Origin of the sequence: Legionella pneumophila subsp. pneumophila str. Philadelphia 1, from assembly GCF_000008485.1 — a bacterium.
Classification (GTDB): domain Bacteria; phylum Pseudomonadota; class Gammaproteobacteria; order Legionellales; family Legionellaceae; genus Legionella; species Legionella pneumophila.
In genome coordinates this window covers 2,235,721-2,254,347 of record NC_002942.5, presented here as the reverse complement: position 1 = coordinate 2,254,347, position 18,627 = coordinate 2,235,721, and the positions used below count along the sequence as shown (strand labels likewise).

Genomic DNA, 18,627 nt, shown 5'->3' with positions numbered 1-18,627 from the left:
GGTACTACAAAAAGATATCCATGATTGCTGGTAATCATTTCATGAGTTAATCTACAATATATAATGAAAAAATTGGCGGGAATTATAGAGTATGGATATCGCGGAATTATTGGCATTTTCAGTTAAAAACAAATCATCAGATTTGCATATTTCAGCTGGCATGCCTCCTATGATTCGTGTTGATGGTGATTTACGCAAAATTAATTTACCTCCATTAGAGCATAAAGACGTCATTAAGATTATTTATGACATAATGAATGACAGGCAAAGAAAAGAATATGAAGAATTTTTTGAAACAGATTTTTCCTTTGAAATAGCCAATCTGGCACGGTTCAGGGTTAATGCTTTCAATCAATCGCGCGGTGCCGCTGCTGTTTTCAGAACTATTCCTTCTGAAATTCTTAGCATGGAAGATTTAGGATTGCCCCCAATTTTTAAAGAAATGGCTAGTTTTTCCAGGGGTCTGGTTCTGGTTACTGGCCCAACTGGATCAGGAAAAAGTACCACGCTTGCAGCAGTCATCGATTATATTAATTCAAGTCGTTATGAGCATATTTTGACAGTTGAAGATCCCATTGAGTTTGTTCATCAAAGCAAAAAATGTCTGGTCAACCAACGCGAAGTACACAAAGACACATTGAGCTTTAATGCCGCTTTGAGATCAGCGTTACGTGAAGATCCGGATATTATATTGGTGGGTGAATTACGCGATTTGGAAACTATACGCTTGGCGATGACTGCAGCAGAAACCGGGCATTTGGTTTTTGGAACATTGCATACCAATTCTGCAACAAAAACAATAAACAGGATAATTGATGTATTTCCCGCTGAAGAAAAATCGATGGTACGCTCCATGCTTTCTGAATCATTGCAAGCTGTCGTTGCTCAAAGTTTATTAAAAAAGAATAAAGGTGGTCGGGTTGCGGCGCTTGAAATTATGATGTGTACGGGGGCTATTCGTAATTTAATTCGTGAGGATAAGATAGCGCAAATGTATTCGTCAATTCAAACTGGTCAAGCCAAAGGAATGCAAACATTGGATCAACATTTGACTGAATTGGTTAATAAAAATATTATTTCGAAACACACTGCTCATGAGGCTGCCCTGAACAAGTCATTATTTTAAATACACATGACTTGTGAAAAAGACCCAAGGTCGAGACAAAAAATGTTTTTAATGAGGAAGTTTATATAAATTAAATGACTAAATTTAAAACATTATTTAACAAAGAGATTAGGGGCGCAAGTCCAGATAGATTTCAATACGGTGTTGGTATTTACAGGAATTGAGTACAGGCAAGTTCCAGAACTCCTCAAAAAACTTTGGAGATAGCAATGCCAATAACTGCAATGAGATCTCTTCAGTTAGCTCAAAGCATTCCTGCAGAGATCTTTTGCTCAGGTTTGAAGTATTAATTTCTATAGCGGGCGACTGTTTATGCCGGGCTATTGTTCTCAGGCATTTTTTTGGATTTCAATCAATTGAGGAATACCAATTTCAGCCAATGACAACATGCTGTTCAGTTGTTCCCGGTTAAAGGAGTTATCTTCAGCAGTGCCTTGAACTTCAATAAAATGTCCTTGTTCATTCATAACCACATTCATATCTGTTTCAGCAAGAACATCTTCTGCATAATCCAAATCCAGCACGGGTTGACCCCTGTAAATACCTACAGATACGGCAGCTACATAATTAAAAGCAGGCATCTTCTTTATTTTTTCACGTTGAACCATCCAGTGAATTGCATCTCGCATAGCCACACAACTGCCAGTTATAGCTGCTGTTCTGGTTCCTCCATCCGCTTGAATAACATCACAATCAAGAGTAATAGTATTTTCGCCCAAAACCTTTAAATCGATACATGCTCTCAATGAACGCCCTATGAGACGTTGAATTTCCAATGTTCTGCCACCTTGCTTACCTTTACTGGCTTCCCTTTCGGTACGGCTATGAGTTGCACGTGGGAGCATGCCATATTCAGCTGTTATCCACCCTTGGTTTTTACCTTTTAAAAACCGGGGAACTCCTTCGACGATTGATGCGTTACAAATCACTTTTGTCTGACCAAATTCGACTAATACAGAGCCTTCGGCATAATTGGTAAAATTACGTGTTATTGTAACGGGACGAAGTTGATCATGTTCACGATTACTGGGACGCATTAGAGATACTCCTCTGTAAAATGCCCAAGTATAACTCTTTAATACTTGAGTTGCACCCTAAATACATACGCTATTTGTACGTTCCTCTCTATTTTTGCTGAAAAATATTTTTAATCAAACCATTCGATTTGTTTCCATTCTTTACGTTAGAAACAGTTTGTTTTAAGTTTCAAGTTTGATTTAAGGCCTGACTTTCAGGACCTGATACAGAAGTTTGTTGCAATTAATTGATGGGCAATCCCTGTGCAATTCTTTTAATTTCAGGTATATTCGCGCAAGGTTAAAAAGTAGGTATTCTTTATGATTCATAGTATGACGGCTTTTTCTCGAATACAAAAGCAGTTTGATGTAGGTGATTTTTGTTGGGAAATCAGGTCTGTTAACCATCGCTATCTCGATGTCTCTTTTCGTTTGCCGGAGTCCTTTCGATTTCTTGAAGCAGAATTAAGAACTTTGCTTCGGGATAAGATACATCGGGGTAAACTGGAGTGCCATCTAAAGTACAAGGATACAAGTTGTGATAATCGGTCTATGCTTATAAATATAGGTACGATTAATGCATTACTTGATTTAAGCAGTAAATTATCTGCTTCTCATCATCTGGCTAATGATATGACTGTCAGTCAAGTGCTTTCATGGCCAGGCGTTGTGGAGGCTAATCTGCTGGATATGGAGGAATTGTCTCAAATTGCTTTGGAGTTATTTCAGAAAAGTATCGATAAATTGTGTGAAGTCAGAGCTGGGGAAGGCAGGTCATTAAAGGCATATGTTGAAGACCGATTGCAGGCTTTGCGCCAAGAAGTAATGAAATCCAAAAGCATTGTGGTTTCAATGAGTGCCAAGACTAAAGATAAATTACTTACGCGTTTGCATGAATTGCAAATGGACGTTCCAGAGGCGCGTGTAGAGCAAGAAATTGCCTTGCTACTAGCCAAACTTGATGTGAGTGAAGAGTTGGACAGGTTAGAGACTCATATAGCGGAAGTAAGCCGCACTTTGAATGCAGAAAAGGTGACGGGTAGAAGACTGGATTTTTTAATGCAAGAATTAAATAGAGAGGCGAATACCCTAAGCTCAAAATCGGATTCAGCAGAGTTAACTTTATGTGCTGTTGAAATGAAAGTATTGATTGAGCAGATGCGTGAACAAATTCAGAATTTTGAGTAAATGATATGGTTAGTGATAATTCAGGAAATTTATACATTGTTGCAGCACCCTCCGGAGGAGGGAAAACAAGTTTGGTGAAAAAACTCATTGAAATGGTGGGTGAGATTGAAGTGTCAGTTTCTCATACGACCAGACCTATGAGACCTGGAGAAAAAGAAGGGGTGGATTATTTTTTCATTGATGAGAAACAATTTATTTCTATGGTGAATGAGGGGGCGTTTATTGAGCATGCCAAAGTATTTAATCATTGGTATGGTACCTCAGTTGCTCAAATTAACAAACGGTTACAATTTGGAATTGACGTCGTTCTTGATATTGATTGGCAAGGAGCGGAGCAAATTAGACATGCCTATCCGGATGCAGTGAGTGTATTTATCATTCCTCCTTCTTTAGACGCATTAAAAGAACGCTTGATGAACAGGCGACAAGATAAAGATCATGTGATTAGTGAGAGAATGACAAAAGCACAGGATGAACTTGGCCATTATCCTGAATTTGATTATCTGATTGTTAATGATGATTTTGAAAAGGCGGCAATGGAATTACAGTCGATAGTAATTGCCAATAGGCTTCGAATTGAAAAACAGGTAAATAAACAAGCCAAATTGCTTTCTTTCCTCTTGTCATCGCAGTAAAATAAAAGATTTGAGTTAGTATTTGTTCTAATAACCTAGAGGTGGATTTTATGGCACGAGTAACAGTTGAAGATTGTTTAGAACATGTTAAAAACCGGTTTGAGCTGGTTATGGTTGCTACCAAACGAGCAAGGCAAATTGCAGTTCGTGGCGATCAACCCATGGTTGAATGGGAAAATGATAAGCCTACTGTAGTAGCACTTAGGGAAATTGCCGAAGGTTATGTTACAGCGGACATTTTGGATGAAGATTAAAATGAGTTATTGACTTTGCCTTGGGAATATTAGCCATTCTAAAATATACCTCTTGGTAATCAAGTTATGGTATTTAAGCAAAGCAAAGGGAACAAGGGCGAGGCATAAAACCGTATTTTGAGTAATGTGAGGTATAAATAGCCATGTTGGATACTAGGGAGTACTGCGTGAGCTACTTTAAAGAGCTCGATGAAGAGCTTAAATGCTACCTTGAGCAGGCGCAAATAGAGAAATGTTATCAAGCTTATTTGGTGGCTGAAAAAGCACACCATGGCCAAATGCGTCGTTCAGGTGAGCCTTATATTACACACCCTGTAGCAGCAGCCCTCATTCTGGCAAGAATGAGACTGGACTATCAAACTATCATGGCTACTCTGCTTCATGACGTCGTTGAAGATACCTCCATAAGTAAAGAAGAACTGGTTAATCAATTTGGTGAAGAAGTCACTGCCCTTGTTGATGGCGTCACCAAACTCACCAAAATTAAATTTGAATCAAAGGCCGAAGCTCAAGCGGAAAATTTTCGCAAGATGGTTTTGGCTATGGTTAAGGACATTCGCGTTATTATCGTTAAATTGGCTGATCGCTTACATAATATGCGCACTTTAGGATCAATGCCCGCAGCCAAGCGCAGACGAATTGCAATTGAAACGCTCGAGATTTATGCCCCTATTGCCAATCGTTTGGGTATGCATTCTATTTATATCGGCCTTGAGGATTTAGGGTTTCAAGCTTTATATCCTATGCGTTACAGGGCAATTAAATCTGCTGTTGAAAAATCTCGGGGTAATCGAAGAGAGTTGACACAGACCATAGAGAAAGATTTGCAACACGCCTTATCGCAGTTGAACATTCCCTATGAGCAAGTATTTGGCAGGCAAAAGCATTTATATAGTATTTATAGAAAAATGAAGCAAAAGAAAGCATCCTTTACAGAAATTACGGATGTGTTTGCATTTCGCATCATTACAGAAGACATTGACTCCTGTTATAGAATTTTGGGAGCTTTGCACTGTACTTATAAGCCTGTACCACAACGCTTTAAAGACTATATCGGAATTCCCAAAGCCAATGGCTATCAGTCATTGCATACCACTTTGTTTGGGCCTTTTGGTGTTCCTCTTGAGGTTCAAATACGCACAAGAGAGATGGATAAAGTAGCTGATAATGGTGTAGCAGCGCACTGGATCTATAAATCTTCCGGATTGGAAGTCAATGAAGCTCAACTTCGTGCCAGAGAGTGGGTTCAAAGTTTGCTTGAAATGCAAAGGAGCACAGGCAGTTCTCTTGAATTTATCGAAAACGTTAAAATAGATTTATTTCCTGATGAAGTATATGTTTTTACTCCTAAAGGGCACATTATGGAGTTGCCGAAAGGAGCCACTCCTGTGGATTTTGCTTACACGGTACACTCTGGAGTGGGAAATAGTTGTGTTGCAGCGAAAGTGAACAGGCGTTTGGTTCCTTTAAGCATTCCTTTATCCAATGGTCAAACCGTAGAGATTATTACAGCCCCGGGAGCACACCCCAACCCGGCTTGGCTGAATTTTGTTGTGACTGGAAAGGCAAGATCAAATATTCGTCATTTTCTGAAAAGCCAACAACACGCTGAGTCTATTGTTTTAGGCAAACGATTATTGGAGCAATCTTTGGCTGAATTATCCAGTGATTACGCCAAAGTGCCTCCGGAAACATTACAGGCATTGCTCAGCGATTTACACTATAAAACGGTTGATGACTTATTGTATGCCATAGGAATAGGTAATCAGATGGCAATGGTTATTGCCAAGCGGTTGGTGGTTTCGCAAGACGCCAATGAATCGGATAAGGGCAATAAAAAACCTTTGGCTATTAAAGGCACTGAAGGGATGGTTGTGCATTTTGGTGAATGCTGCCAACCAATACCTGGAGATAATATAGTTGGTAAATTTCAACAAGGCAGAGGCATTATTGTTCATGCCAGTGACTGCACTACACTAAAAACAACTCGTAGTAATCCGGAACAGTTTATTGCTTTGCGTTGGGATGAGCAGGTTCAGGGTGAATATTGGGTAGACATTACTGTAGATGTAGCCAACGAAAGAGGTGTATTGGCTGCTTTAGCAACTGCTATTTCAGAAGCAGACTCTAATATAGGGAATATTAATGTGGATCCCAGAGATGGTCGTCATAATGCGGTCACTTTTTCCATCAGTGTTCGCGACAGAACCCATTTGGCTCGAGTCATGCGTCGATTAAGGGCAAATAAAGTAGTTATGCGGTTATATCGAAAAAAACAAGGGGAGATTTAATGCAACCAATCAATACAAAATTGGCGCCAAAAGCGATAGGCACGTACAGTCAAGCGATAAAAAGTGGTGAGATCGTTTTTCTTTCAGGGCAGATCCCATTAGATCCTGAAACAATGCAAATCTGCAGCGATGATATTAAATTACAAATTACTCAAGTCCTGGAAAATTTATCAGCTGTATGTGAAGAGGCTGGTGGTAGTCTGGCCAATATTGTCAAATTAAACGTCTATCTCACTGATTTAAGTCATTTTCCCTTAATTAACGAAGCGATGAGTCGATATTTTTCAGAGCCTTATCCTGCAAGAGCGGCAATCGAAGTCTCCGCATTACCAAAGGGTGCCAAGGTTGAAATGGATGGGATTCTGGTTTTGTCTGAATCCGCATAATCATGAGTGATGATCAATACGCTCGCACAGGGCGTCTGATGTTCTTATTTGTTTGGATTATATTTTTTATAGGGTTGTTTTTATTCTTTTACTATTACGATAAGCCAGAAAGTACCATTTTTGTAGCTAGTCGTACCGAGTATGTATTAAGCGCTGATAATGAAGGACATTATTGGATAAAAGGTAAGATTAATGAATATCCTGTAGAGTTTTTAGTGGATACTGGCGCTACTTTGGTAGCAATACCGCAAGGCCTGGCTAAGGATTTAAAAATTACCGGGCGATATCCTGTTACCATAGAAACCGCCAATGGCAAGGTAACTGGATTTTTAACTCGTTTGCAACATTTGTCATTTGGAGAGTTTCACTTACAGAATGTCAAAGCGGTCATAATCCCGCAAAATGATGATAATACGGTGTTATTAGGAATGAATGTCCTATCACAATTTCATATGATTCAGCAGGGCAAACAATTGATATTAAAAAGACAGTGAACTGACTGTATGTTTTCAATAAAATGAGATCAAACAGATTTATTTAAATAGAGAGTTTTGATGAGTATAGTTTCCCTTAACGGTGCCTCTTTAATCTTGGCTGGCAATTGTATTCTGGACCGTGCAGATTTACAGATTCAGCCACAGGATAGAATTGCTCTTGTTGGACGCAATGGCGCTGGAAAATCAACATTGCTGAAAATACTACAAGGCGAGTTGGTGCTTGATGGTGGACAAATTCAACGCTCATCCGGCTTGCGTATTGCTGGTTTAGTTCAGGAAGTCCCAAGTGCTGAGGGAGAGTCAGTGTACCATTTTCTTGTTAAAAGCTTAGGTGAAACAGGGGAAGTATTGTCCCAGTTTCATGAGTTTACGAAACAAGGAGATATGGACAAATTGGCCAAATGTCAGCAGCGAATGGACAACTTGAATGCATGGCATTTATTACCTGAAATTGAAACGATGGCAAGCCGATTGGGAATAGATATTCATGAGCAGATGTCTAATCTCTCAGGCGGTATGAAACGACGCGTATTATTAGGTGCGGCACTGCTTGCCAAGCCTGATTTATTGTTACTGGATGAACCTACCAACCACTTGGATGTCGAAGCAATTGAATGGCTAGAGAATTATTTAAAATCCTTTTCTGGTGCTGTAATAGTAGTAACTCACGACAGGGAATTCTTAAGCCAGATAGCAACAAGCATCCTTGAAATCGATCGTGGAAAATTGTATCTACACCATTGTAATTATGAAGCTTACCTTGACAGGCGTGAATCGATAAGGCTTAGCGAACAAAAACAAAATGATTTGTTTGACAAACGGCTTGCAGAAGAAGAAGCCTGGATACGTACAGGTATCAAGGCAAGACGCACACGTAATGAGGGCAGAGTCAGGGCCTTAAAGGCAATGAGAGAGCAGTACAAAGCACGTCGTAATCAATTAGGAACAGTGAAATCCTTAAATTTGGATGTAAGCCGTTCTGGTGCTCTTGTAGTAGAAGCAAACAAAGTGAGTTATACAATTAATGACAAGCCCATTATAAAAGATTTTTCTTTATTAATGACAAGAGGAGACAAGCTTGGGATTATCGGCCCCAATGGTTGTGGCAAAACCACTTTAGTTCGATTACTTCTGGGAGAAATTAAGCCTGATGCTGGAACTATAAAATTAGGGACAGGGCTTCAGGTAGCCTATTTTGATCAGTTACGCCGACATTTGCTTGAAGATCAAACAGTCATGTTTAATGTGGGGGAAGGGGCTGATTATGTAACAATTAATGGTAAGCAAAAACATGTTGCCAGTTATTTGAAAGAGTTTTTATTTTCCTCTGATCGATTTAATCAGCCAGTATCTTCCTTGTCTGGAGGGGAAAGAAACAGATTATTACTGGCAAAACTTTTTGCCAAACCGGTTAATTTACTCGTAATGGATGAACCAACTAATGATTTGGATATAGAAACTCTGGAACTTCTTGAAGCTGTATTAGCTGATTATCCTGGTACTTTAATACTAATCAGTCATGATAGAGCGTTTATTAATCAAGTAGTAACCAGTGTGTTGGTTTATGAAGGAAATGGTAAGTTTAATGAATTTGTTGGTGGTTATGACGATTATAAAAAACATCAATTAACACGAAATGAGCAGCAAACGAAATCTCCAGTTTCAAAACGGAGCAGCCCAGAGAAAGCCAAAAATTTATCTTTTAATGAACAACGTGAGTTATCGAAGTTGCCGCAACAGATTGAAGCCGTAGAGAAAAAAATTGAAGCACTGCATTCGCAAATGGCCTCACCTGAATTTTATCAGCAAGATGCCAAGCTTATTTCAGAGGTAACTCAGCTGTTAGCCAAGGAAGAGGCATTGTTAAATCAATATTTTGCTCGATGGGAAGAGCTGGAAGAGAAAAAATAAAAAAGTATTTGGTTAATTGATAAGTTAAAGTGAAAAACAATAAAAAGATATCTTTAAATAAAATTAAAAATAGGATTTAAAATGCTTTTAACCTTGGCTTTGGTTATTTTATTTGCAACAATTATGGTTTTCTTCTCTCAAGAATTCATTAGAACCTTTAAAAAAATTTTGGCAATCAGAGGGGCTAAGTTACTCATTCCCTTAGGCATCGCTTCCTGGCTAATTTATAATTTTGATTATTTATTTATCTGGGTAATTTATTATATTCGAGAAGTATTGCAAGCTGTGTTAGCTTTTTTGACGCGGATTATGCCTTTTAAGCCATATTCCACATCGATAGCACTTATTATACTACTCACTACTGTTTCAGTGGGACCTGTATTATTACTGGACCTAATCTACCGCAAACGAACTTACAAGGGTTATGCTTATCCCTATTTAACAAGCACACTGATTTTAATTTTCTGTACGCTGATCTTGCTCGTAGTCTCTTAAACAGATAAAAAAAACAAATGATGTTAATTTTCTAATAAAATGAATAAATTCCTGATAATTGATTTTAAGACTAAAGTTCGGTGTATAATTGCACCAATTTGTTTTTAGGTTGTTCTATGAATAAGCAAGATTTTTATTTTGATTTGCCTTCCGAATTAATAGCCCAATATCCTCTGGCGAATAGAAGTGATTCACGGCTTTTAATTTATAATCGACAGACAGAAGAATATGGCCATTATCAATTCCGGGAAATTGCAGATTTCTTACAGCCAGGGGACTTATTGGTAATGAATGACAGCAAAGTGATACCAGCACGCTTATACGGCCACAAAGCCACTGGCGGTAAGGTTGAACTGTTAGTAGAGAGGATAACTGGCGATTTTACTTTCCTGGCCCATATCAAAGCGAGCAAATCATTAAAATCAAACGATCTCATTTATCTTGATGCTGGTAAGCGGCTTGAAGTATTACAAAGGCAGGATGATTTATTTCTTTGTAAGGCGTGCGAAAATATTTTAGATCTTTTAAATGATCTTGGGCATATTCCTTTACCACCTTATATCGCCAGAGAAGATGAATCACTGGATAAGGAGAGATATCAAACCGTCTATGCCAAGTGCGCGGGGTCTGTTGCTGCGCCTACAGCAGGATTGCATTTTGATGATGCTGTTTTATCCAGTATTAGAGCGCGAGGAGTTAATATTGCTTATGTCACTCTCCATGTAGGGGCAGGAACATTCAGGCCAGTTCGCTGTGAACGCATTCAGGATCATAAAATGCATAGTGAGTGGTTTACGGTTAGTCCTGATCTGTGCACTGCAGTGAAGGCTGCCAAATCTATGGGAAATAGAGTAATTGCTGTTGGGACTACTGCATTGCGCAGCCTTGAAAGCGCTGCTATGGGAGGAGAGCTAATTCCATGTAGTCGTGATACCGATATTTTCATTTATCCTGGCTACCAGTTTAAAGTTTGTGATGGATTAATAACTAATTTTCATTTGCCTGAATCAACTCTGGTGATGTTGGTGTCGGCTTTTATTGGGCACCAGGAGTGTATGGCTCTTTATCAAGAAGCAATCGATAAAAGGTATCGTTTTTTTAGTTATGGAGATGCCAGTTTATTGTTATAAAGTGCTCTGGAATATAATAATTTTGGCTACAGTTAGAGGGTAGTGGATGTTGAGTACAAATCAAAATTTTGTTCCTGTTTTAAATACTGAAGCAGGACTATGTCTTACTGCGGCCAATTGGCAAGAAATTAAGATTACTATTGCATCTTGTTATCTGGATTTATTGTTATTAAAGCCAGGATATTCATTATTGAAAAATATTACTGATTTCACCAAATATCTAGGGTGGTCAGGTCATCTCATCCTCAATGCAAGCCGCCTTGTATCCGATAAAAACGGGATGGTGATATTGATTTCACCTTATGACGGAAGTCGAATCAAATTAACTAACTCAGAGTTAGTGCATTTGATTTTGCATATTAAGCCTGTCGCAGTGCTTTTACCTGAAACGATTATGAATGGTTTTTCCGGGCTATGGGAGCAATGGGATGATACTATATTACCTTTTTTGTCAGCGAAGCAACTTGAAACCTTGCAGGTGCCTGGAAAACATGGTGTGTATTTCAATTTCAGTGAAGCAAAATATAATGATGATTTCTTGAGTCAATTGCAAAAATGGTCTGAATTTCCTCTTTATGTCTCTGGTCCTATCGGAGCTGATTTAATCGAGGATTTAAACAGGAAGAAATCGATTTTAATCGAATCGGATGAGCCTGCAAAAAATGCTATGCGGGGCATTGTATACGGCCGCGAAGGGAATGTTGATTTAACGGATGAAAGCCAGGCTTTCAATTTTCAACTGATTGATGAGAATTGCTCATGTCCTACTTGTTCAGCACAGTTGACAAGAGCTTATCTGCATCATTTGTTAGCTAATACCCCATTGCTATGCCAGAGATTCTTGATTCAACATAATGCGTATTACGTTCAAGGTAATTAACTATTCATTTACCTTCGAGTAAATTCGCTATATGATGTCACGCTGGTAATCCATACAAGAGTTCTTAGAACTATCTTTTGAAATTGGTTTATCGACCATCTTCGAAAGAAAACCAGGAAATTAATACCCGATTTGAGGAGATTTTATGAGTTTTTTTATTAGTGATGCATTAGCTGCAGCAGGAAATGCGCCAGCTGCTCAAACTGATGGAACTTTTTCACTGATTATGATCGTTGCGATTTTTGTCTTGTTTTATTTTATGATAATAAGGCCGCAAAGCAAAAGAGCCAAAGAGCATAGAGAATTGATAAATCGCTTAAAAAAGGGGGATGAAATAGTAACATCCGGAGGGATTTTGGCAAAAGTTGTGAGCCTGGATGATCAATACATCAAAGTAAGCCCAGCAGAAGGTATAGAAATTAATTTGCAAAAAGGCGCAGTTACTGCAGTATTACCAAAAGGCACAATCAAATCACTTTAAGTTAGGCATAGGGAATCAGAAATGCAAAATAAATATCCTCTATGGAAAAATCTAATGCTGATAGTGATTGCAGTCATTGGATTTGTTTACGCTATACCGAATTTGTATACGGAAAATCCCGTTGTTCAAATTTCTGCGGGTACAGATGAAGATACAGAGACAATAAAAAATCAGGTAGAGTCCATATTAAAAAATGCCAATATGGATTATAAATCTCTGGTTGTGGAGAGGGATGGGGTAGAGGTAGTATTTTCTTCTACTGATTCTCAATTATTAGCTCGTGATGTTATCAAGAATAGCCTGGGATCTGATTACACAGTGGCTTTGAATTTAGCGCCTTCCACACCAGCTTGGCTTGAAGCAATTCATGCTGATCCTATGAAACAAGGATTGGACTTAAGAGGCGGTGTTCATTTTCTTCTTGAAGTGGATGTCGAGAGTGTTATAAGTCGGCGTTATGAAGGAATAATGAAAAATATTGGCCAAGAATTACGTGAAGCAGGTATTCGTTATTCAGGCATACGTTATTTATCAGATAAAGGGATTGAATTGCGTTTCAGAGATTCTGACTCAATGGAAAATGCTTTAGTTGAGTTAAGACAAAAAATATCTGATGTGGTTTTTGTTAAAACTAAAACACAAAATTCAATTTTAGGCGCCATTTCTCCAGCAGAATTAAATTCCATAAGACAAAATACTATTGAGCAGACAATGAGTATCTTGAGAAATCGTGTCAACGAGCTCGGAGTTGGTGAAGCTGTCGTACAACAACAAGGGGCGACTCGAGTCGCCGTTGATTTGCCAGGCATTCAAGACGCGGCCAGAGCAAAACAAATACTTGGTGGTACTGCTACTTTGGAATTTCATTTGGTTGATCAGGAAAATGACCCTTTCATTGCAAAGCAAACTGGCGTAGTTCCTGTCAATGATAAGCTGTATATGATGGATGGTCATCCTATCTTATTAAAGAGACAGGTTGTTTTAAGTGGTGACTCTATTACGTCAGCAGTGTCCAGTTTTGATCAACAAACGGCTTCTCCATCTGTTCAAATTCAGTTGGGTGGTGGGGGCGAGAGCTTGTTTACTAAAGTTACGCGTGAAAATATCGGTAAGCGCATGGCGATCGTTTTTGTGGAAACCAAAACGACTACACAAACAATTAATGGCGAGGAAAAACGAGTAACAAAGAAAGAAGAGCGAGTTATTAGTGCGCCAGTGATTCAAAATGCTTTAGGTAGCAATTTCCAGATTACCGGACTGACCGATAGTAAAGAAGCAAGTAATCTGGCTTTATTATTAAGAGCTGGCGCTTTACCCGCTGCAATCTATCCTGTTGAAGAGCGTACCGTTGGCCCAACTCTTGGAAAGGAAAATATTCGCCGAGGACTTATTTCCCTGGAAGTTGGTATGGGTTTAATTTTGGTACTAATGCTCGTGTATTATCATTTTTTTGGTTTAATTGCTGATATTGCATTGATGCTGAATTTAGTTTTTCTTTGCGCATTGTTATCCATAATTGATGCGACTCTGACTTTACCGGGAATTGCGGGGATTGTTTTGACCGTGGGCATGGCTGTTGATGCCAATGTCCTGATTTATGAGCGGATTAGAGAGGAGTTGCGTAATGGATTGTCTCCTCAAGCTGCTATTCATGCAGGATATGAGCGAGCATTTTCAACTATATTGGATGCCAACGTGACTACTTTAATTGTAGCTATCATTCTATTCGCGGTGGGCACAGGACCGGTGCGCGGGTTTGCGGTTGTCCTTTCTCTAGGTTTGTTAACTTCTATGTTAACTGGTATTACTTACACTAGGGCTATTGTGAATTGGTATTATGGTGGGCGTAATGTCAAAAAATTATCTATAGGCATATAAGGCGATACTCAGATGGAATTTTTTAATCCAAATTCAAAAATAGATTTTATGGGCGCGCGCCGTTGGACTGCATTGTTTTCTATATTGATTTTTGTAGTGTCTATTGGCGCATTGATGATTAATGGTTTGAAATGGGGATTAGATTTTACTGGTGGAACGCAAATTGAAATCAGTTACTCCAAAGCGGCTGATTTACCTTTAATTAGAGAAAATCTGAATAAAGCGGGTTTTAAAGAAGCTCAAGTGGTTAGTTATGGTACATCAAAAGATGTACTTATCAGCATTGCACCGAGAGCGGATAAACAGCAGAGCATGCTGGTAGATCAGGTGATGGAAGTACTGCCTGGAGCAGTAAAACAACGAGTTGATTTTGTTGGTCCGCAAGTTGGACAAGAATTAGCAACGAAAGGGGCTCTTGCGATTATTGTGTCCTTGTTAGCCACGATGATCTATATCGCTATGCGGTTTGAATATAAACTCGCTGTAAGTTCAGCAGTGGCTTTGATTCATGATCCGGTATTGATTCTGGGCGTTTTTGCTTTGTTCGGAATTGAATTTGATCTGAAGGCCCTTGCTGGGTTGTTGGCCGTTATTGGTTATTCCTTGAATGATACCATTGTTGTCTTTGATCGTGTTCGAGAAAATTTTGTAAAAATTCGCCGAACAAGTCCAATAGATATTATGAATATTTCAATCAATCAAACTCTCTCAAGAACGATCATGACATCTGTGTTGACGCTGTTTGTTGTGGTTGCGCTTTTTGTCTATGGGGGTGAGGCGATATATGGGTTTTCATTGGCATTGATTATAGGAATAGTGATAGGTACTTACTCTTCAATTTATGTTGCTGGCGCTTTAGCAGTAGCCATGGGTTTGGATAACAAGGATTTTCTACCCAGTCATCGCAGGGAGGTGGATGATAGGCCCTGAGGTCGAATTATTATCCGCGTAGTATCCGCTTCCTGACAGTCGCGGCTCGGCTTTGCCCAATTCGACGAAATTCAAAGTCAGCCATAATCGGAGCCGCGACCATCAGGGAGCGGATAATAAACAATTACAAAATTTTGTTAAAATGTATCCTCTTAAAAAGAGTCAATAACTTTTAATCAACCAGTAACTTATCTATTTTTGCTGCGCAAATAAAATCATTATGAGTTAAACCATTAAGTGCATGCGTCATAAAGTGAACACGGCAATAATTGTAGCCGACTTCTAAATCAGGGTGGTGATTTTCAATATTTGCTATCCAGGCAATCGCATTGACAAAAGCCATCGTTTCATAAAAATTTTTAAATGAAAAAGCACGCTTGATAATTCGGTTGTCCTCTGTTACTTCCCATTTTGTGTTTAATTGAGGTAGTAAATTTTTGATTTGCTCAGAGTTGAGCGCAGCGCCAATTCCCTCGCAAGATTCACAATGCTTACTACTTAAATCACTAGTCATTTTGATTCCTTAATTTTATTTTTAATTTAAAAAGAGTTACAAATAAAAATTTTTCAGTGCTGTTAGAAATCTGGAATTTTGTTCTTTGGTCCCAATAGTAACCCTGATGAAATTATTCATCTTATAAGCATGCAGAGGCCTTACTATTATGCCATTATCCAATAGATAATTATAAAGAGCCATACTATCCTCTTCGCAGTCAAAAGTAAGGAAATTACAGGAAGAGGGTAAGTATTTTATGTTTAATTCATTAAAGCCCGCCTGTAGCTGCAACATCCCTTCATTATTCATTTTGAGGCTAGACTGGATGAAGTCATCGTCATCGATGGCAGCATAGGCTGCTGCAAGAGCAACTTGATTGACTATAAATGGCAATTGTACTCGTTTTAAAATATTAATAATGGATGGGTTGGCAATAGCATAACCTAAACGCAAACCTGCCATACCATAGATTTTTGAAAACGTACGAGTAACAACCAAATTAGGATGTTCTTCAAGCCAATCCAAACTATTGACAGTTAATTGGCTAGCAGCAAATTCATAATAGGCTTCATCTAAAACTAACAAAGTACTTTTCGGAATTTGTTCCAATAAATATTTAATTTCTTCTTGTTGGATTAGCACCCCAGTTGGATTATTTGGATTAGCTATAAAAATAATTCCTGTTTGTTGATTGCAAGCATTAACGATATCAGTGATATTAACCTCCCAGTTGTGGCCAATAGGCACACTATTTATTGGTATTTGCAGGGAATTGGCTTGGATGGCATAAGTGCTAAAAGCGTAATCATGAGTAAGGATATGTCTGTCGGTATGAAGAGCGAAACAATTTAATAAAATATTAAACAGGTAATCAGACCCATTGCTTAGAAACAATTGCTCAGGTTTTACTTTTAAGTAACTTGCAAGTTTGGACATTAAAGGATGGTTCCAGGGCGATGGGTAGGTTGCTATGTAATGCGATGACATAGTCTGAATGACGGAAAGGGCTAATGGGCTGCATCCCAATGGGTTTTCATTACTAGCCAGCTTTATAATGTCAGTTATTCCCTTTTCTTTTGCCAATTCTTCGATGGATTTACCTGGTACATAAGGAATTAAAGAACGTATTCCGGCATGGGGTAATTGTTGAAAATCAATAGACATAACTCTATTCCTAGACAGAAAAATGTTTTTATATTACCTAAGCATATGCCAGCTGTCACGAATGAATTTATTTTTTAGAATTTATAAATCGTTATATTGAATTTATATAAGCGAACAGTTAACCTTCATGGGCAGTCCAACCTCAGGAAGAGATTTATTATGAGCAAGCATCAGGGTTTCACTCTAATGGAAGTACTTGTGTCATTAATGCTAATGACAACGGTAGTTCTGATGTTAGTGGAACAACAGTTGAAAACCAGAGATATAATCAATCATCTTATTTGGCGAATTCAAGGTTCCCAATATCTAGATCAAGTAGATGAAGCATTATATATTAGTGAGAATAGACTCCCTCTGCCGCCTTCAAATTATCATTTTGATATCAGGAGATCTCAAAAGAAAATCATTTTGAATGTTACGTGGTTTAAAAAAAGCCAGTCAATTATTCGCTCCTATGATCTGGATGCTCATTGAAATGGGAAGACAAACAGGATTTAGTTTATCTGAGATGCTAATTAGTCTTTTTCTGGCAAGTATTATAACGATAACCCTTACTCAGTTTTATATAAGAAGCAAGTCTCAATACCTAAAAACACAAGAACAGTTAGAAATTAATTTTGATTTGCTGTGGATTGGTGATCTACTAAGCGACAGTATTAGAAAGGCTGGATTTACTCCATGCGTAAGTGTCGAAAAATTAAAAACTTTTGATTCTCGACATGCAGAGAGGAAAATAATTAATTTTCAAATTGAAAATATGCCACAAGTTCAACTTCGTATTAACAGAATGAGTGATGTTTATACCGAAGTGGCGAATTTTATGAGCCCAACACAAATAGTGATTGAAGAATCAGTAATATCAAATATAAAACACCCATTAATTATTTCTGATTGCCGGCAAGGAGAAGTACATACGGTTTCAAAAATAGATAAACTAAGTAATGGATATCAAATTACTTTAAAAAAACCAATGCAGTTTCGATACGACGAAATTACTTACTTGGGAGAGTGGCTTGAAGAAACATGGTTTACTAAACAAAATGAAAAGGGTGAAAAGACATTACATTACAAACTGTTTCAAACAGAAGAATTAAGTCCATTCATTCATGAATTTTATGTTACCAGACGTCTTATTAAACAGAGGTCAGTATTGGATTTTTCAATTGGTAGCGATAAGGAAACGCTACGCAAAATTAGTGTTTCGGTACGAAATTTATGAAAAAAACCGATTCCGGTTTCATTCTTTTAATGACGCTCTGTATAACTTTCTTGATGAGCTTATTGGTTTTGGCAAGCCTCCAGCAGATATTCTTGCAATTCAAAGCACTCAATTCACAGGAGACATTTCATCAAAATTTCTATCAGTTGGAACATTGGATGATGCAACTCGCTCGTTCACCGTTATTGTATGCAGGTATGGATTGTTATCTGCAAAAGGATTATGGAGCTAATAAAATAGCAAACGAGTTAGTTAACAATAAAGGATGTGTGCTCATATTAAATCAGAAAAAATACAGATATTTTATTGAGGACCTGAATGAATTTTCTTGTTTGGTTCTTAATAAGGATGGGCAAAAATATGCTTCTCACCATTTTAGATTCACCGTATTACAAGACGAGGAGCATGGCGAATCTACTGTCATGCAATTAAGGTTTATCAAATTGGGTAGCAATTTGTCCTCTTGTCCAGAGGGGGAAATACAGGTGAAGGAAGGGGTAAGCAGCTGGAGATACTTGCCAGATTATAAAAATTTTGAAATATTAACTGGTTGAAATTATTGAAAAAAAGCTATTATAACCGGATGTTTTTTGTAGTAAGATGGACTAATAACAATAATTTTTAGTTGCATTTTTCTCCATCACGTGTAA

At 38.2% G+C, this 18,627-nt stretch carries 20 protein-coding genes; 17 read left to right on the top strand and 3 right to left on the bottom strand.

The window, feature by feature from the left end:
* Positions 1 to 91: 91 nt before the first annotated feature.
* On the top strand, positions 92 to 1,126 hold the full coding sequence (locus tag LPG_RS10105; protein ID WP_010947729.1) for a type IV pilus twitching motility protein PilT: 1,035 nt from the start codon (positions 92 to 94) through the stop codon (positions 1,124 to 1,126).
* A 329-nt stretch (positions 1,127 to 1,455) separates the two neighbouring features.
* On the opposite strand, the gene rph is transcribed toward LPG_RS10105, so the two are convergent.
* Positions 1,456 to 2,163, bottom strand: a complete 708-nt coding sequence (gene rph / locus LPG_RS10100; protein ID WP_010947728.1) for a ribonuclease PH — start codon at positions 2,161 to 2,163, stop codon at positions 1,456 to 1,458.
* A 300-nt stretch (positions 2,164 to 2,463) separates the two neighbouring features.
* Between rph and LPG_RS10095 the strand changes: the two genes are divergently transcribed.
* The 13 genes from LPG_RS10095 to secF all read left to right on the top strand — a co-directional run bounded on the left by LPG_RS10095 (position 2,464) and on the right by secF (position 15,098).
* Positions 2,464 to 3,330 carry a YicC/YloC family endoribonuclease gene (locus LPG_RS10095; RefSeq protein ID WP_010947727.1) on the top strand — a complete coding sequence of 289 codons (867 nt, stop codon included), beginning with the start codon at positions 2,464 to 2,466 and terminating at the stop codon, positions 3,328 to 3,330.
* A gap of 5 nt (positions 3,331 to 3,335) precedes the next feature.
* The gene (gene gmk / locus LPG_RS10090; protein ID WP_010947726.1) at positions 3,336 to 3,965 is read left to right on the top strand and encodes a guanylate kinase; all 630 of its coding nucleotides are present in this window, start codon (positions 3,336 to 3,338) and stop codon (positions 3,963 to 3,965) included.
* Positions 3,966 to 4,015: 50 nt separating this feature from the next.
* The gene (rpoZ, locus tag LPG_RS10085) at positions 4,016 to 4,219 is read left to right on the top strand and encodes a DNA-directed RNA polymerase subunit omega (RefSeq protein WP_011214258.1); all 204 of its coding nucleotides are present in this window, start codon (positions 4,016 to 4,018) and stop codon (positions 4,217 to 4,219) included.
* Positions 4,220 to 4,386: 167 nt separating this feature from the next.
* Positions 4,387 to 6,510 (top strand): bifunctional GTP diphosphokinase/guanosine-3',5'-bis pyrophosphate 3'-pyrophosphohydrolase, encoded by a 2,124-nt coding sequence (gene spoT, locus LPG_RS10080; protein WP_011215972.1) that lies wholly within the window; start codon positions 4,387 to 4,389, stop codon positions 6,508 to 6,510.
* Positions 6,510 to 6,896 carry a RidA family protein gene (locus tag LPG_RS10075; RefSeq protein ID WP_010947724.1) on the top strand — a complete coding sequence of 129 codons (387 nt, stop codon included), beginning with the start codon at positions 6,510 to 6,512 and terminating at the stop codon, positions 6,894 to 6,896. Before spoT ends, LPG_RS10075 begins: the two co-directional genes overlap by 1 nt.
* A gap of 2 nt (positions 6,897 to 6,898) precedes the next feature.
* Positions 6,899 to 7,390: a retropepsin-like aspartic protease family protein gene (locus LPG_RS10070; RefSeq protein WP_010947723.1), complete on the top strand. Its 492-nt coding sequence runs from the start codon at positions 6,899 to 6,901 to the stop codon at positions 7,388 to 7,390.
* Between the two features lie 60 nt (positions 7,391 to 7,450).
* Complete coding sequence (locus LPG_RS10065) at positions 7,451 to 9,304, top strand: ATP-binding cassette domain-containing protein (protein ID WP_015444342.1); 1,854 nt, start codon at positions 7,451 to 7,453, stop codon at positions 9,302 to 9,304.
* 81 nt (positions 9,305 to 9,385) lie between these two features.
* The gene (locus LPG_RS10060) at positions 9,386 to 9,799 is read left to right on the top strand and encodes a hypothetical protein (protein ID WP_010947721.1); all 414 of its coding nucleotides are present in this window, start codon (positions 9,386 to 9,388) and stop codon (positions 9,797 to 9,799) included.
* Between the two features lie 116 nt (positions 9,800 to 9,915).
* Positions 9,916 to 10,929, top strand: coding sequence for a tRNA preQ1(34) S-adenosylmethionine ribosyltransferase-isomerase QueA (gene queA, locus LPG_RS10055; protein ID WP_015444343.1), 1,014 nt, complete (start codon positions 9,916 to 9,918; stop codon positions 10,927 to 10,929).
* Between the two features lie 46 nt (positions 10,930 to 10,975).
* Positions 10,976 to 11,809 (top strand): queuine tRNA-ribosyltransferase, encoded by an 834-nt coding sequence (locus LPG_RS10050; protein ID WP_010947719.1) that lies wholly within the window; start codon positions 10,976 to 10,978, stop codon positions 11,807 to 11,809.
* 145 nt (positions 11,810 to 11,954) lie between these two features.
* Positions 11,955 to 12,290, top strand: a complete 336-nt coding sequence (gene yajC, locus LPG_RS10045; protein ID WP_010947718.1) for a preprotein translocase subunit YajC — start codon at positions 11,955 to 11,957, stop codon at positions 12,288 to 12,290.
* A 21-nt stretch (positions 12,291 to 12,311) separates the two neighbouring features.
* On the top strand, positions 12,312 to 14,168 hold the full coding sequence (secD, locus tag LPG_RS10040; protein ID WP_010947717.1) for a protein translocase subunit SecD: 1,857 nt from the start codon (positions 12,312 to 12,314) through the stop codon (positions 14,166 to 14,168).
* Positions 14,169 to 14,180: 12 nt separating this feature from the next.
* Positions 14,181 to 15,098, top strand: coding sequence for a protein translocase subunit SecF (secF, locus tag LPG_RS10035; RefSeq protein WP_010947716.1), 918 nt, complete (start codon positions 14,181 to 14,183; stop codon positions 15,096 to 15,098).
* Positions 15,099 to 15,270: 172 nt separating this feature from the next.
* On the opposite strand, the gene LPG_RS10030 is transcribed toward secF, so the two are convergent.
* Together LPG_RS10030 and hisC are read right to left on the bottom strand one after the other, a co-directional pair.
* Positions 15,271 to 15,612: a 4a-hydroxytetrahydrobiopterin dehydratase gene (locus LPG_RS10030; protein WP_010947715.1), complete on the bottom strand. Its 342-nt coding sequence runs from the start codon at positions 15,610 to 15,612 to the stop codon at positions 15,271 to 15,273.
* Between the two features lie 36 nt (positions 15,613 to 15,648).
* The gene (hisC, locus tag LPG_RS10025; protein WP_015444344.1) at positions 15,649 to 16,758 is read right to left on the bottom strand and encodes a histidinol-phosphate transaminase; all 1,110 of its coding nucleotides are present in this window, start codon (positions 16,756 to 16,758) and stop codon (positions 15,649 to 15,651) included.
* A 159-nt stretch (positions 16,759 to 16,917) separates the two neighbouring features.
* On the opposite strand from hisC, the gene LPG_RS10020 reads away from it, so the two are divergent.
* The 3 genes from LPG_RS10020 to LPG_RS10010 are packed head-to-tail and all read left to right on the top strand — an operon-like array spanning position 16,918 to position 18,531.
* Positions 16,918 to 17,232, top strand: coding sequence for a type IV pilus modification PilV family protein (locus LPG_RS10020; protein ID WP_010947713.1), 315 nt, complete (start codon positions 16,918 to 16,920; stop codon positions 17,230 to 17,232).
* Complete coding sequence (locus LPG_RS10015; protein WP_010947712.1) at positions 17,171 to 17,977, top strand: PilW family protein; 807 nt, start codon at positions 17,171 to 17,173, stop codon at positions 17,975 to 17,977. Before LPG_RS10020 ends, LPG_RS10015 begins: the two co-directional genes overlap by 62 nt.
* On the top strand, positions 17,974 to 18,531 hold the full coding sequence (locus LPG_RS10010; protein WP_010947711.1) for a hypothetical protein: 558 nt from the start codon (positions 17,974 to 17,976) through the stop codon (positions 18,529 to 18,531). The genes LPG_RS10015 and LPG_RS10010 overlap by 4 nt, the downstream gene beginning before the upstream one ends.
* The last annotated feature ends 96 nt before the right edge of the window (positions 18,532 to 18,627 follow it).